This is a genomic window from Gelidibacter salicanalis (assembly GCF_016469035.1).
In the GTDB taxonomy this organism is placed as follows: Bacteria; Bacteroidota; Bacteroidia; order Flavobacteriales; family Flavobacteriaceae; genus Gelidibacter; species Gelidibacter salicanalis_A.
Genome location: NZ_JAEHJZ010000023.1, coordinates 26505 through 40353 on the forward strand (window position 1 = coordinate 26505; position 13849 = coordinate 40353).

The window sequence follows — 13849 nt, forward strand, 5'->3', positions numbered from 1 at the left end:
TGAAGAAGTAAAAAACCAAATTCCAATACGGCATGGAGCAGCGATCACATCATCTTGAAAAACGAGCTTTTAAGTTTGCAAATGATTGTAGGGATCTCGCTAAAACGTTGACTACTACAGTCTCAAACGCTGAAGATTGCAAACAATTGATCAGATCTTCAGAAGCTATTGTCGCAAACTATATAGAAGCAAATAAGAAAGTGGGAGATAAGGATTTTTTATTGAGATGTAAAACAGCTCATGTAGAGGCAAAAGAATGTGGGTATTGGTTACGGATGTTAGAGCCTTTTAATCAAGAACAATCCGTAGAAATTGAAACATTGATCATTGAATCGGAAGAATTAAAAGGGATGTTATCAGCAATAATTAATAAAGTAGAGTAGTTTTTCAAATCTTGTATCGGATTTTTGAATTTAAAATTTTGAGTTTTTATGAAATATCTAGTTACCATCAGTAGAATAGTAGTTGGCCTTCTGTTTGTCATTTCGGGTTTTGTCAAGCTGAATGATCCTTTGGGTTTTGCTTATAAGCTTCAAGAATATTTCAGTACAGCGGTTTTAAACATTCCGTTTTTGGAACCGTATGCTTTAGGCATTGCGATTATTGTTGTGGTCTTTGAGGTTGTTTTGGGCATCTTTCTACTCATGGGCTATAAGCCCAGATTTACAGTATGGAGTTTGTTGTTGATGATCATCTTTTTCACGTTTCTTACCTTTTATTCGGCATATTTTGATAAAGTGAAAGACTGTGGATGCTTTGGGGACGCCATGCCGCTGACGCCGTGGCAGAGTTTTACCAAAGACATCATCTTATTGTTCTTTATACTCATTCTCTTTTTGGGCGTTAAACATATTAAGCCTATTTTTAGTAAATTAGGGACAACCGTTGTCGCGCTCCTTAGCTTTTTGGTGTCACTTTCATTTGCGTATTATGTGCTTATGCATTTGCCTGCTATTGATTTTAGAGCTTATAAAATTGGTGATAACCTTCAAGAAAACATGCAACTTGCACCTGATGCCAAGAGAGCGATTATTGATTATGAGTGGACCTATACGCTCAATGGTGAAGAAAAAGTATTGACAGACCGCGGACAAGGGCCAGCTGAATACGATGATATTATCAACGTAGAAACCAAAGAAATTCAAGCCGCTGATATTCCTAAAATCCAAGATTTCTCTATAGAATCAGAAGATGAAGATTTGACGTCCTATTTCCTGGAAAAGGATAAGTTGATGATGATTGTGGCTTACAATCTGAAATCATCAGAAAAAGAAGGAATGGCAAAATTGAAGGCGCTGTCAGATGAAGCGCTTAAAAAAGGATATACCGTTATTGGCATGACCACTTCTGACGAAGCCACCAAACAGGAGATCAAGGCGAAGTATGACTTCGATTTTGATTTTTATCTGTGCGATGAAAAGGTACTAAAAACCATTGTACGTGCAAATCCTGGTGTGGTCATTTTAAATAAAGGGACCGTGATGCAGAAAAAACATTGGAACGATATTGAAGATTTAAAATTATAAACCATAATATTAATTAAATACAGAAGTCCGTTCAATTGAAATGGATTTAAATTAGGATATGAGAAAAAATATAGTAGCAGGAAATTGGAAAATGAACAATGATTTATCGGAAACCGAAACATTGATCAGAGAATTGAAATTGCAAAACAACCCGTCTGATGTTGAAGTCATGATTGCGCCATCCTTTACAAATCTTTGGCAAGCGTTCAACACCCTAAAAGAGCATCCTATTGAAGTGATTGCACAAAATATGCATTTTGCTGATTCTGGAGCTTACACGGGTGAGGTTAGTGCCCCAATGCTCAAAAGTCTCGGCATTAAAACGGTTATTTTAGGACATAGTGAGCGCCGTGCCTATTTTAATGAAACAGATGCCATTTTAGCAAAAAAGGTTGATGCCGCTCTAAAAAATGAATTGCGGATTATTTTCTGTTTTGGAGAAGAATTAAAAGACAGAAAATCTGACAACCACGAAACTGTCGTTGGCAATCAAATTAAAAACGCCTTATTTCATTTAGATGCCTCGGCACTTAACAGTATTGTATTGGCCTATGAGCCTGTTTGGGCAATTGGGACGGGAGAAACAGCAAGCCCAGAGCAAGCTCAAGATATGCATGCTTTTATTAGAAAAACATTAGCTGCCAAATACGGCAATGATTTTGCAAATGAAGTCTCTATTTTATACGGGGGTAGTGTTAAGCCAAGCAACGCCAAAGAGATTTTCTCTAAACCGGATGTAGATGGTGGATTGATTGGCGGTGCAGCGTTAAATGCTGAAGACTTTTTTGCCATTGCGAATGCGTTCTAATTTTTAATAAAATCATGTTGTGGCGGGTTGATGTTTTCAACTCGGTGGATCATCATCAAATTGTGTATCATAAATGTCAAATACCATCTATATCGGTTATCAGTTTAAAGTGGCGCCTTTGCAACCCGGAACAGAGATTCTAATTGCAGAATTGGGCTATGCAGGCTTTGAAAGTTTTGTGGAAACTGAAGAAGGCGTTACAGCCTACATTCAGAAGGACGAATGGAATGCCAATATTCTTGAAGAGATCCAGATTTTAGATTCTGATGAATTTGAAATCACATATACCTTTGAAGATATAGAACCCACCAATTGGAATGAAGAATGGGAAAAGAATTTTAATCCTATTGTGGTGGATGGTGTGTGTTCAGTACGAGCACCTTTTCACGAAAAACCAGATACTGCGTACGATATTATTATTGAGCCAAAAATGAGTTTTGGAACAGGGCATCATGAAACTACACACATGATGATTCAGCATATTCTTAAGAACGATTTCAAGGATAAATCTGTTTTAGATATGGGCTGTGGGACAGGCGTTTTAGCTATTCTTGCTGAAATGAAAGGCGCAAAACCTATTGATGCCATTGATTATGACAACTGGTGTTATTTAAACAGTATGGAAAATGTGGAGCGTAATAATTGCGAACACATTACGGTATTGGAAGGCGATGCAAGCCTGTTAAAAAATCAAAAATATGACGTGGTGATTGCCAACATCAACCGAAACATTCTTTTAAATGATTTGGGAGCCTACGCAAAATGTATGAATCCGAATGGAACAATGTTTCTAAGTGGCTTTTATGTTGACGACATTCCTGCCATTAAAGAAGAATGCAATAAACACGGATTATCCTACGTTGAAAGATTAGAAAAAAACAAATGGGTTGCTCTAAAATTCGTAAATTAGTTACACCCAATAGCGTATAATTATCAACTGCAGGCTAATATCTGTATAATGAAGACTAAAAAATGAGTACTAAAGAGAAAATTCAAGAAGACCTTCTCGTTGATACCCAAGAAGACAAACTAAACGAGATTGTGCTGTACAATGATGAGGTCAATACGTTTGACTATGTTATAGACACCTTAATCTACGCCTGCGATCATACGCCAGAACAAGCGGAGCAATGTTCCATATTAGTACATTACAAAGGAAAATGTACTGTAAAAACGGGTTCGTATGACGATCTTGAGCCACGTTGTTCCAAGCTTTTGCAAGCAGGGTTGAGTGCCGAGATAGTTTAGACAATGACATACTTTTACAAAACTAAAAGACCTCACATGTTTTAAATCTGTGAGGTCTTTTGCAATTATATATGATTTCAGTTCTTAAAACTGACTCTTTTTATAAAGTTGAAGGACAGACAAACTCTGTAGTTATTAAATCAGTTTCCTTAATGGCTGCAAATCCGCCGGCTACATCCACCAAGTTATCAAATCCTCGTGCTTTTAAGATAGACGCCGCAATAACAGAACGGTAACCACCAGCGCAATGAAGGAAATAAGTTTTCTTAGCATCTATTTGATTCATATTCTCATTGATGAAATCGAGAGCAAAATGTTGTGCATCTTCTAAATGGGACGAATTGTATTCGCCATCTTTTCTCACATCAAGAATATTAATGTCTTGCGATTTTGCTTTATTAACAAATGCTTCCACAGAAATGGATTCCAAAGTCCCCACATCTTTACCAGCAGCTCTCCAAGCCTTAATTCCACCTTCTAAATAACCCAATGTGTTGTCGTAGCCCACACGGGATAAACGGGTCACAGCTTCTTCGCTTTTACCTTCAGGAACCACCAGAATCAACGGTTGCTTCAAGTCGGTTATCAAAGCCCCAACCCACGGAGCAAATTGTCCGTTCAAGCCTATAAATATAGAATTAGGTACATGGCCTGAAATAAAATCTTCTTGAGTTCTGACATCCAGGACCAAAGCATCTTCATGGTTGGCCATGGTTTCAAAATCCTCTGGACTTAACGGCACATTTCCGGTTTCTAAAACCTGCTCAAAAGCGTCGTAGCCCGTTTTGTTCAGCATCGCATTTTTTGCAAAATACTGGGGTGGTGGAGGCATACCGTCCAACACTTCTTTTACAAATTCGTCTCTAGTCATATCAGCACGAAGGGCATAGTTGGTTTTTTTCTGATCGCCAATAGTGCCCACGGTTTCTTTGCTTAAATTTTTTCCACATGCAGAACCAGCACCATGTGCGGGATACACAATAACGTCATCAGCCAAGGTCATAATTTTTGTACGAAGTGAATCGTAGAGCATTCCTGCTAAATCTTCCTTGGTTAAATCAGATTTAATGGCTAGATCTGGTCGTCCCACATCGCCTAAAAACAGGGTGTCACCTGAGAAAATAGCATGATTGTTTCCATTTTCATCTATCAACAGAAAGGTAGTCGATTCTAGAGTATGTCCAGGGGTATGTAAGGCTTTGATCTTGATTTTTCCAATTTTGAATTCTTCGTCATCTGTAGCAGAATGAATGTCGTAGCTTGTCTCAGCTCCAGGGCCGTAAACAATAGTCGCGCCGGTTGTATTAGCTAAATCAACGTGTCCAGAGACAAAATCGGCATGAAAATGCGTTTCAAAAACATATTTGATGATGGCATTTTCAGCATTGGCTTTATCCATATAAGGTTGGATTTCTCGCAACGGATCTATAATGGCCACTTCACCATCAGATTCAATATAATATGCCCCATGGGCCAAACAACCTGTATATATTTGTTCTATTTTCATAAATTTTTATTTTTGAATTCCCTCAAAAGAGAAGCTTAATTTTTAAAGACACTTCCGGGCTCAAAGCTGCAACATCCATCGCGGTGCTATTGTAACGTTGGTTACCCTTTATCAGGTCAATTCCATATACATGATGTAGCACGCCATGATTAAGGTGAAATAACCAAACCCTCGTTTTAAACTTTGATTGGAAACGTATTTGGAAGCGTATCCTCCTAAAATTATGCCAATTATGGTCAATCCTGAAAAAGTGAGTAGGAAGGTCCATCCTATAGCAATGTTTTGAATGTCGCCCGTAAATCCGATAAGCGAATTTAACGTGATGATCACCAATGATGTGCCTACCGCTTTTTTCATTGGAAGGTTTGCCCAAAGCACCAAAGCTGGTACGTATAAAAATCCGCCACCCGCACCGATCAGTCCAGTAATGGTTCCGATAATGAGGCCTTGGATAAACGTGAGGTGGTAAGGTTGATTTTTGTGAGGTCCTTCAACTTCTTTTTTCTTTCTGATCATTGAAATTGAAGATAACAACATGATAATTGCAAAAAACAACATGATGGCCACTTCTTTGGTCAGTGTGAAGTCATTCCATTGGAAAAATGTATCGGGGAGTCCAGGTACCAAATAGCGTCGGGTTAAATAGACGGCCACAAATGATGGAAACGAAAAAATTAAGCCTATTTTAAAATCGACCAGTTTTTTCTTGTGTTTTTGGAACGTTCCAACCAAAGACGATGATCCCACAATAAATAAGGAATACGCCGTAGCAATAATAGGATTAAACCCTAATAGATACACTAAAATAGGCACTGTTAATATGGAACCGCCGCCACCAATTAGCCCTAGCACGAAGCCAACTAACAACGCTCCAATAAAACCAAAAATGTGCAGTGTATCCATAATTACTGCGGTAGTTTATCTCTAAAAACGCCATAGGCATAAGTGCCTAATATAGCAGCTAAAATAACGATGATTATTGTAAAAAAGCCAGTGCCAACCAGAATGTACATCGGGCCTGGACAAGCGCCGGACAAAGCCCAGCCCAATCCGAATAGCGTGCCGCCAACAATATAGCGGGTCAGACCTTTTTCTTTATTGGGTACGCTCATTAAGCCACCCTCTATGTTTTTGAACTTGAATTTTTTTGTAATGAGCATCAACAGTATTCCTATGACCACAGCCGACCCAATAATACCATACATGTGAAATGATTCAAAACGGAACATTTCATAAATGCGATACCAAGATACGGCTTCGGATTTTACCAGAACAATCCCAAAGACAATTCCAACGAGTAAGAATTTTATAAATTTCATTTGTGTGTTTTTTATGTGGTGCAAAGGTCAGAAGCAATTTCCGTGTCAACTTTTTGAGTAATCTAGGGCTTGCAAATTGACATGTCATGTTAACCGAAAATTAATGGGAATACTAAATGAATCATGATTAATCCACCTAAGAAAAAACCGATAACGGCAATTAATGACGGCAATTGTAAAGTGCTGAGTCCTGTGATGGCGTGACCAGAAGTACAACCTGCTGCGTAACGTGTTCCAAAACCAACCAAGAAACCACCAATAATTAAAATAGACAATCCTTTTAAGCTTAAGGCCGACTCCCAACTAAAAAGCTCTGCTGGCAACAGTGATTTTCCAGCATTTTCAAACCCTAATTGTGATAGGCTTTCAACAGTTACAGGATTTAAATCCATATCAGTTGGTACAGAGAGTAAAAAATGAGCGATAAATCCGCCGATTACTGCTCCTAAAACCACTGTGAGATTCCATTTCTGAGCTTTCCAATCGAAGTCAAAGAATTTTGTTTTTTTACCGGCTCCTGCAATGGTGCAAAAGGTTTTTAAATTTGAAGACATGCCAAATGTTTTCCCAAAATAAATAAGAGTAAACATAATAAGTGCCATCATTGGGCCGGCAACATACCAAGGCCAAGGTTGTAAAATGTGGTTCATTAAAATTTTAAATTTAATGCAAATGTAAGGGTACTAAAGATGATTTATAAATTTTGTAGGCTAAAAAAAGCCTTTTTGATAGCTGCTTACTACTATTTTTAGAATCCAGGAAATGTATTTTAAATATGACCTGATGATTTAAAGAGTGCTAATAATGATGATATTTGACATGTGATTCCCTCTAAGACGTTTTGATTTAGTGTTTTAAGTGTTTTTTAAAAGTTCTAGTTTTGCGTTTAACCTATTAGAAAAGTTCAGAATTCTGGGGCTGCAGGCTTTAAAAGAGAAACATTTACAATTTTGGATTAAAATGTTTGGTAGTATTTTAATAAAAGTATTATATTTGCAGCCACTTTAAAAGGCCTCGTGGCGCAACTGAATAGCGCACTTGATTACGGCTCAAGAGGTTACTGGTTTGAATCCAGTCGAGGTCACTCAAGGCTTTATCAAAAAGCACCAAAACCGCGCAAATCCTAGAATTTGCGCGGTTTCTTGTTTTTTGGGAATTCATATAATTTGATGTTTTATGGTAGCTTATGGTAGCTATTCGGTAAGTTCAGATTATAAATGGTAGCTTTAGCTACCACGAAGGGATTCAACATAAGGTTGAATATTGGTTATTATTTTAGGTTTGATTTGACTTTCGCGATGATTCAAGTTTAATTTAAAGCCAAAGTTATGCGTACTTCAAAAACATTTTCCATTCAATTTTGGATGGATACAAAGAAATCCAAGAATGGAGAGGGTCTCATTTATGCCAGAATTAATGTAGATCAAAAAAGATTGAGCATTAGTCTCAAAAGAAAGTTAGCCATGGAACAATGGGATTTCAAAACCCAGAAACATCAAGGTGCCTCACTGACCGCTAAGGAATTTAACCGTTATTTGGATTTATCCAAATCGAAACTTTTTAGGTGTTATCAAGAGCTGCGTGATAACGGCGAGGAAGTGACCAGCAAAGCCATCAAGAATCTCTTTTTAAATGAAAATTCGAATGGCCACACTCTTCAGGATCTTATAGATTATCATTCAAAGAAAATTGAGAATACCCATGCTATTGGGTCAATTAGAAATTTCAAAGTTACTGAAGGTTATATTGAGCGGTTTTTAAAGAAGAAACGACTTGTGGATATTTCTCTATCAGGTTTGAATTTTGAGTTTTTGTGTGATTTTGAAAACTTTCTCAATGCCTACTATCCAAAAGGCCATCCAAAAGCAATGAGTCATAATACCGTAACTAAACACATTCAACGCTTCCGAAAAATAGTAACGCTTGCATACAATCTTGAATGGATAAAGGATGATCCCTTCCGTAGATGGAAATCGACATTTGACAAAGTGGACCGAGAGTTTTTGTCCGATAGCGAACTTTCTAAACTGGCAACACATCATTTCCAGGTTGACCGACTGGACCGTGTACGGGATCTTTTTGTTTTCAGTTGTTACACGGGCATTTCATATGTTGATATCAGAAATTTAACTAAAAAGAATGTTTGGATTGGCGATGATGAGGGCAATAAATGGATTACCACTTTTAGGCAAAAGACGAATACTAAAATCAAGATTCCGTTATTGTTTCGTGCTGAACAGATCCTGAATAAATATGAAACCCATCCAGTCACTGAAATATCTGGTACCCTTTTGCCCTCTATAACAAATGAGAAGGCAAATCTTTATCTTAAAGAAATTGCTACTGAGGTTGGTATTGAAAAAAATCTGACCTTTCACATGGCACGTCACACTTTTGCAACAACGGTCGCTCTAAGCAATGGAATGCCTATTGAAACCGTTTCCAAAATATTAGGACATTCGAAAATTACAACCACTCAAATTTATGCTCGTGTCATGGATCACAAAATTAAGTCAGACATGGATGCCGTTCAAGAAAGGCTCAATGAAAAGGCGAGAAAACTTGAAGAGGAAAAAGAACTTATGCATTTACGGGAAAAGATTATTGCGGCCGAAAAGAAAAACTATTCCCATATGACGAAAGAAGAACTACTTAAGAAATTGAACAAAATAATGAACGAAAAATCGGATTAGAAATGATGTGGTATTTCTAATTTTTCTGTTTTCTTGACGGACAATTAATAGTAGGATATTTAGTTCAGCCTCAGCATTTTAATTTGTATGAGGTTAAAATAGAATGCCCTGAATACAGCTTGGTAAATATGGCGAATAAGGAAATGTTTGCTGATAGGCATTTGTGATTGATACTTCAGTGGTTTACAGGTTAGGCCGGTAATTACCATTTGTTTTTCTCTTTCATATATTCAACACCGTTGAATGCGGCCATCTTTGCTTGGTCGATATTCTCAAATTGTTTTGTACCTAAAACGTCGGAAATATTAACTTTGAACTTTTTTGTGAATCTGTCTTGATAAATGACAATTAAATGATTCGTTATTTTTAAGTATGAATTGCCTTTCTTGCTAACCTTCCATTCTTTTTTTTAGCCAGTTGATGCGCCTGTGAGATTTATTTCTTAATTGGTTTTCGCGCTTTTTGGGATTTACATAATCATTGGTCATTTTCTCAGCACAGACACATCCAACTTTAAATTCCTCTCCAAAATCCCTGTGGCTTACAACGTGTACATACCGTATGCGCTCGTTGTTACACATCATGCACGTTTCATATTGGGTATCATCCGCAGATTGTCCCTCAGCTCTGATGTCATAAACCTCTTCTAAAATCCATCCCTTATGTGGAACACCCAATATATTCCAATAATTACTCATTTTGATACGTCTCGATTTATAAATATACGAATTACAAGATGATAAATTTTTGGTTTACTATGGTTTACGGTTTGAAATTGATAAATTATCGTCTTCCTGAATTCCATAAATGTTCGACCTTCCTAAAATTCACTTCCATTATTAATTTGAGCTTATAATAATTCCCTGTAGCCCTTTTATTATCACATATTTTCTTAGTTTTAACTTCTTATACAATGACCAAACTATTTATGACCCAAAACACTTCAAAAGCGGATATCAATTTTGAACAGGAATTATGGAAAGCTGCCAATGAGCTCCGCGGTGCTGTTGCAGAAAATCAATATAAAGATTTCGTACTTCCTCTTATATTTCTAAAACACATTTCTGAACGCTACGAGATACGGCATGATCACTTGTTGGATCTTTTGAACGATAAAAAATCTGATTATTACACCTTAGATAAAGAAGAGCAACTTTACGTATTGGAAGATCCGGATGAATATCTTTCAAAGAATACCTATATCATTCCAAAAGAGGCGACATGGCAATTTTTACAGGATAATGCAGAACAGGATAATATAAAAGTCCTGGTAGATGATGCCTTTGATTTGTTAGACCAGACTGTTGCTAATTTCAGACCCGATTTAAAAGGAATCTTACCACGAATTTTCGTAAAAAGCCAATTGACCTCAAGACAGGTGGGCGGCCTTATTAATTTGTTGGCAAATCCTAAACTATCAGTTAAAGAAAATCCAGAGAGTGATATTCTTGGACGGGTTTATGAATATTATATTGGCAAATTCGCCATAGCTGAAGGCTCTGGTGCGGGACAGTTTTTTACGCCTGGCAGTATTGTAAGGTTGATGGTAGAAATGATTGAGCCTTTTGAAGGTAAAATTTTTGATGCTGCTTGTGGTTCTGGTGGCATGTTTGTACAATCTTTAAAATTCTTGCAGGCACATGGTGGCGACAAGCGCAATATTTCCATTTACGGGCAGGAACGTTATGATGGCACCTTGCGTTTATGTAAAATGAATTTGGCCTTACGTGATCTGTCTTTTGATGTGCGCTTGGGCGATTCATTATTGCAGGATAAATTCCCTGACTTGAAAGCGGATTTCATTATTGTTAATCCGCCCTTCAACGTGAGCCAATGGCATCCCGAGGATCTGCCAGAAAATGATCCACGACTTTTTGGTCCTAAAGAAGAGTTTACTACGGATGGCAATGCCAACTATATGTGGATGCAGACTTTTTGGAGCCATTTGAGTGATAGGGGTACAGCCAGTGTAGTTATGGCAAATGGTGCGATGACTTCCAATAATAGAGGCGAAAAGAATGTGCGCCAGTTTATGGTGGATCATAGCATGATTGATTGTATTGTGAGGTTGCCGGATAAATTGTTTTTGACCACGGGCATTCCAGCATGCATTTTCATCTTGAGCAAAAACAGAGATGGAAAAGATGGCACCCACAGAGAACGGACTAATGAAATCCTTTTCATTGACACCTCAAAGATGGGCACTATGGAAAGCCGTAAACTGAGAGTGTTTACTGATGATGATATTGATAAAGTTACCGAAGTCTACCATAGTTGGCGGAACATAAACGCTTCCTATGAAAATGTTGATGGCTTTTGCTACAATGCCACTATTGACGAGGTTATAAAACAGGATTACAAATTAACGCCGGGGATCTACGTGGGCACCGAAGCAGTTGAAGACGATGGGATTCCTTTTGAAGATAAAATGGCCGATTTAAAAATCCAATTGAAAGCACAATTTGAAAAAGGCAACACATTGCAGAAAAAAATAATAGAAAATTTTGAAAAATTTTAAAATCTGTTCATTATAAATTGATGTTCATGGAAACTGGACAGTCGTTAGAGTTGAACAAAAGTGCGATAATTCAGTAAAAATCAATATATGTTCATTATATTTGATTGTTCATGTAACATGAACAAAATTAAAAATTGAACAAAATGGAGTTTGTTAAGTTAAAAGATTGGTTTCAGAATTTGGATTTTGAGGTGGCCATCAAAAAGATTCAATCGCATGACGGCGTTGTGGACTTAGTGATAAGCCTTAATGACGAAAAGGTATATGCTGAATTGAAAAGGGAAGTGCGGCCACAGCACCTTGCCATTTTCGAAGGAATGGCCGAGCAGAGAACGCCTTTTTTGGTCGCTGCCGATTATATTACGCCCAATGCCAAAACACATTTAAAAGCTAAGAAAATCAATTATATTGATAGTTTCGGCAATGCATATATCGACTTAACCCATCTTAAAGTATATATTGAAAAAGATAATGCAAGACCTATTAACAGTGAGCACTCCAATGTATTTACGCCCACTGCAGGACAAGTCATTTTTCAGCTTCTTAAAAACCCAGAACAGATCAATGCCACCCAAAGGCATTTGTCTCATGTCAGCAATGTGTCCTTAGGTAGTGTCAGCAAATGTTTGCAAGGTCTGATTGATGAAGGCTATGTGGCAAAGTGGAGTGAAGATCAAAAATATCAGTTGGTAAGAAAAGAGGAATTATTGGACAAATGGATCATTCTATTGAACGAAAAAATTCTTCCAGCTCACAAAATCGGAACCTATAAGTTTTCTAAAAGCCATGCAGAACGTTGGAATGAACAGTTTATAAATAGCGGCGTGCTTTGGGCAGGAGAACCTGCTGCAGCATTATTGACCAACTATCTGAATCCTGAAATGTTTTCATTATTCACTAACACCAGAAAACATAATATTACAAAGGACTTGAGGTTGCTTCCCGATGCCAACGGCGATATAAATGTTTATAAACCTTTTTGGGTGGACGATGAAATGATGGGGCAATCTAAAAATTATATGAGTCACGAAAACGTGGTCCATCCATTGATTATATATGCCCAATTAGTATACAGCGGTAATAACAGAAATATAGAAACAGCACAACTACTATTTAATGAGTACATCCAACCCAACTTACAAGGACTATTCCTTTCAAAACCATAGTGAAGTCTATAAACCTCTAAAGCAGATATTCTCCAATTACGGTATCACGTATTATCTCATTGGTGCCAACGCCAGGGATGTACATTTGTATAAAAGCGGCATCAAACCTATACGCGCTACGGCGGATATAGATTTCGCAATCATGGTACCGGATTTTGTTAGTTACAATGCCTTGATAACAGAATTGTGTACGATGGGGTTTAGCCGCGTAGCTGAGCCTTACCGGATCGTTTATGATAAAACAAACACCATATTGGATTTAATGCCTTATGGCGAAATTGAAGAGGCCTATACTGTTAATTTCACGGAAAGAGCGGTGTCTCTATCGGTTTTGGGCTTTAAAGAAGTAGGGGAGCATATCCAACATATTGACATCCCCGAAGAAGGCTATTCATTACCAGTCACACCTATTGAAGGGATGTTTATTTTAAAATTATTGGCTTGGAATGATAAACCAAGTTTTAGGACAAAAGATCTTGATGATTTGTCTTTTTTATTGAAACACGCTTGGGATATCTATGAAGAAGAAGCATATACCGAACATTTGGAAGTTTTTGACGATAATCAATTTAATACACAAACCGCAGCGGCAAAAATAATTGGCAAAAAAATGGGGCTTATATTAGCTGAAAATGAAATTTTAAATCAAACCATTTCCACAATTCTTACTGAAGCAATAAAAGACGATGGCAAAGCCAAAAATCCAGAGTTGGCCGTGGCCCAAAATTTGGATATCAGCATTGAAAAAGCTAAAAATATTTTAACCTACCTCCTTGCGGGTATCAATCAAAACAGAGTATAATGCCGAAAAATTGGAAAACATATAAGCTTGGAACGGTAGCAGATATTCAAAACGGATATGCTTTTAAATCTTCTGAATTAGTCGAACCTTAACTACACGGCAACGACCTAAATATCAGTCATTTATATTAAAAATATCACTAATAATTCTTGCCTAAAAGACAAGGATTTTGTATCTTTCTATATAAAACCTTGTCAAATGCGTTCAAAAAAGAGACCTACCGGACAGCTGAATTTTCTTTCCCCCACCTTAAAGGAACAAC

14 protein-coding genes and 1 tRNA gene are annotated in these 13849 nt (G+C 37.4%); 10 read left to right on the forward strand and 5 right to left on the reverse strand.

The window, feature by feature from the left end; genetic code table 11:
- Positions 1-32 precede the first annotated feature (32 nt).
- From JEM65_RS10310 to JEM65_RS10330, 5 genes are all read left to right on the forward strand, one after another.
- Positions 33-383 carry a four helix bundle protein gene (locus JEM65_RS10310; RefSeq protein ID WP_199599132.1) on the forward strand — a complete coding sequence of 117 codons (351 nt, stop codon included), beginning with the start codon at positions 33-35 and terminating at the stop codon, positions 381-383.
- Positions 384-431: 48 nt separating this feature from the next.
- On the forward strand, positions 432-1526 hold the full coding sequence (locus JEM65_RS10315; RefSeq protein WP_199599134.1) for a BT_3928 family protein: 1095 nt from the start codon (positions 432-434) through the stop codon (positions 1524-1526).
- Between the two features lie 58 nt (positions 1527-1584).
- Positions 1585-2334 (forward strand): triose-phosphate isomerase, encoded by a 750-nt coding sequence (tpiA, locus tag JEM65_RS10320; RefSeq protein ID WP_199599136.1) that lies wholly within the window; start codon positions 1585-1587, stop codon positions 2332-2334.
- A 73-nt stretch (positions 2335-2407) separates the two neighbouring features.
- Complete coding sequence (gene prmA, locus JEM65_RS10325; protein ID WP_199599138.1) at positions 2408-3244, forward strand: 50S ribosomal protein L11 methyltransferase; 837 nt, start codon at positions 2408-2410, stop codon at positions 3242-3244.
- 62 nt (positions 3245-3306) lie between these two features.
- Positions 3307-3582 (forward strand): ATP-dependent Clp protease adaptor ClpS, encoded by a 276-nt coding sequence (locus JEM65_RS10330; protein WP_199599140.1) that lies wholly within the window; start codon positions 3307-3309, stop codon positions 3580-3582.
- Positions 3583-3682: 100 nt separating this feature from the next.
- Here the strand turns inward: JEM65_RS10330 and JEM65_RS10335 are convergent, their stop codons facing one another.
- The 4 genes from JEM65_RS10335 to JEM65_RS10350 all read right to left on the reverse strand — a co-directional run bounded on the left by JEM65_RS10335 (position 3683) and on the right by JEM65_RS10350 (position 7058).
- Entirely contained in the window at positions 3683-5089 is a 1407-nt protein-coding gene (locus tag JEM65_RS10335; protein WP_199599142.1) for an MBL fold metallo-hydrolase, read from the reverse strand.
- Positions 5090-5200: 111 nt separating this feature from the next.
- Positions 5201-5992, reverse strand: coding sequence for a sulfite exporter TauE/SafE family protein (locus tag JEM65_RS10340; protein ID WP_199599144.1), 792 nt, complete (start codon positions 5990-5992; stop codon positions 5201-5203).
- A 2-nt stretch (positions 5993-5994) separates the two neighbouring features.
- The gene (locus tag JEM65_RS10345) at positions 5995-6408 is read right to left on the reverse strand and encodes a DUF6691 family protein (protein WP_199599146.1); all 414 of its coding nucleotides are present in this window, start codon (positions 6406-6408) and stop codon (positions 5995-5997) included.
- Between the two features lie 89 nt (positions 6409-6497).
- Positions 6498-7058, reverse strand: coding sequence for a YeeE/YedE family protein (locus JEM65_RS10350; RefSeq protein ID WP_199599148.1), 561 nt, complete (start codon positions 7056-7058; stop codon positions 6498-6500).
- A 360-nt stretch (positions 7059-7418) separates the two neighbouring features.
- Between JEM65_RS10350 and JEM65_RS10355 the strand changes: the two genes are divergently transcribed.
- Together JEM65_RS10355 and JEM65_RS10360 are read left to right on the forward strand one after the other, a co-directional pair.
- Positions 7419-7492: transfer RNA gene (locus JEM65_RS10355), tRNA-Arg, on the forward strand.
- Between the two features lie 244 nt (positions 7493-7736).
- On the forward strand, positions 7737-9101 hold the full coding sequence (locus JEM65_RS10360; RefSeq protein WP_199599150.1) for a site-specific integrase: 1365 nt from the start codon (positions 7737-7739) through the stop codon (positions 9099-9101).
- A 389-nt stretch (positions 9102-9490) separates the two neighbouring features.
- Here JEM65_RS10360 and JEM65_RS10365 read toward each other — a convergent pair whose 3' ends face one another.
- Positions 9491-9799, reverse strand: coding sequence for a hypothetical protein (locus tag JEM65_RS10365; protein ID WP_199599152.1), 309 nt, complete (start codon positions 9797-9799; stop codon positions 9491-9493).
- Between the two features lie 215 nt (positions 9800-10014).
- On the opposite strand from JEM65_RS10365, the gene JEM65_RS10370 reads away from it, so the two are divergent.
- The 3 genes from JEM65_RS10370 (at position 10015) to JEM65_RS10380 (ending at position 13587) form a co-directional block, all read left to right on the forward strand.
- On the forward strand, positions 10015-11619 hold the full coding sequence (locus JEM65_RS10370) for a type I restriction-modification system subunit M (RefSeq protein WP_233530610.1): 1605 nt from the start codon (positions 10015-10017) through the stop codon (positions 11617-11619).
- A 143-nt stretch (positions 11620-11762) separates the two neighbouring features.
- Positions 11763-12785, forward strand: coding sequence for a type IV toxin-antitoxin system AbiEi family antitoxin (locus JEM65_RS10375; protein WP_199599153.1), 1023 nt, complete (start codon positions 11763-11765; stop codon positions 12783-12785).
- A complete protein-coding gene (locus tag JEM65_RS10380) occupies positions 12736-13587 on the forward strand; it encodes a nucleotidyl transferase AbiEii/AbiGii toxin family protein (RefSeq protein WP_199599154.1) in 852 nt (283 codons plus the stop codon). Before JEM65_RS10375 ends, JEM65_RS10380 begins: the two co-directional genes overlap by 50 nt.
- The last annotated feature ends 262 nt before the right edge of the window (positions 13588-13849 follow it).

Excerpts from the sequence above, each read along its gene's own strand:
- JEM65_RS10335 (WP_199599142.1), bottom strand. The coding sequence starts at position 5,089 with ATGAAAATAGAACAAATATATACAGGTTGTTTGGCCCATGGGGCATAT.
- JEM65_RS10345 (WP_199599146.1), bottom strand. The coding sequence starts at position 6,408 with ATGAAATTTATAAAATTCTTACTCGTTGGAATTGTCTTTGGGATTGTT.
- prmA (WP_199599138.1), top strand. The coding sequence starts at position 2,408 with ATGTCAAATACCATCTATATCGGTTATCAGTTTAAAGTGGCGCCTTTG.
- JEM65_RS10310 (WP_199599132.1), top strand. The coding sequence starts at position 33 with ATGGAGCAGCGATCACATCATCTTGAAAAACGAGCTTTTAAGTTTGCA.
- JEM65_RS10370 (WP_233530610.1), top strand. The coding sequence starts at position 10,015 with ATGACCAAACTATTTATGACCCAAAACACTTCAAAAGCGGATATCAAT.
- JEM65_RS10375 (WP_199599153.1), top strand. The coding sequence starts at position 11,763 with ATGGAGTTTGTTAAGTTAAAAGATTGGTTTCAGAATTTGGATTTTGAG.
- JEM65_RS10330 (WP_199599140.1), top strand. The coding sequence starts at position 3,307 with ATGAGTACTAAAGAGAAAATTCAAGAAGACCTTCTCGTTGATACCCAA.
- JEM65_RS10365 (WP_199599152.1), bottom strand. The coding sequence starts at position 9,799 with ATGAGTAATTATTGGAATATATTGGGTGTTCCACATAAGGGATGGATT.
- JEM65_RS10315 (WP_199599134.1), top strand. The coding sequence starts at position 432 with ATGAAATATCTAGTTACCATCAGTAGAATAGTAGTTGGCCTTCTGTTT.
- JEM65_RS10340 (WP_199599144.1), bottom strand. The coding sequence starts at position 5,992 with ATGGATACACTGCACATTTTTGGTTTTATTGGAGCGTTGTTAGTTGGC.
- JEM65_RS10380 (WP_199599154.1), top strand. The coding sequence starts at position 12,736 with ATGAGTACATCCAACCCAACTTACAAGGACTATTCCTTTCAAAACCAT.
- JEM65_RS10360 (WP_199599150.1), top strand. The coding sequence starts at position 7,737 with ATGCGTACTTCAAAAACATTTTCCATTCAATTTTGGATGGATACAAAG.
- tpiA (WP_199599136.1), top strand. The coding sequence starts at position 1,585 with ATGAGAAAAAATATAGTAGCAGGAAATTGGAAAATGAACAATGATTTA.
- JEM65_RS10350 (WP_199599148.1), bottom strand. The coding sequence starts at position 7,058 with ATGAACCACATTTTACAACCTTGGCCTTGGTATGTTGCCGGCCCAATG.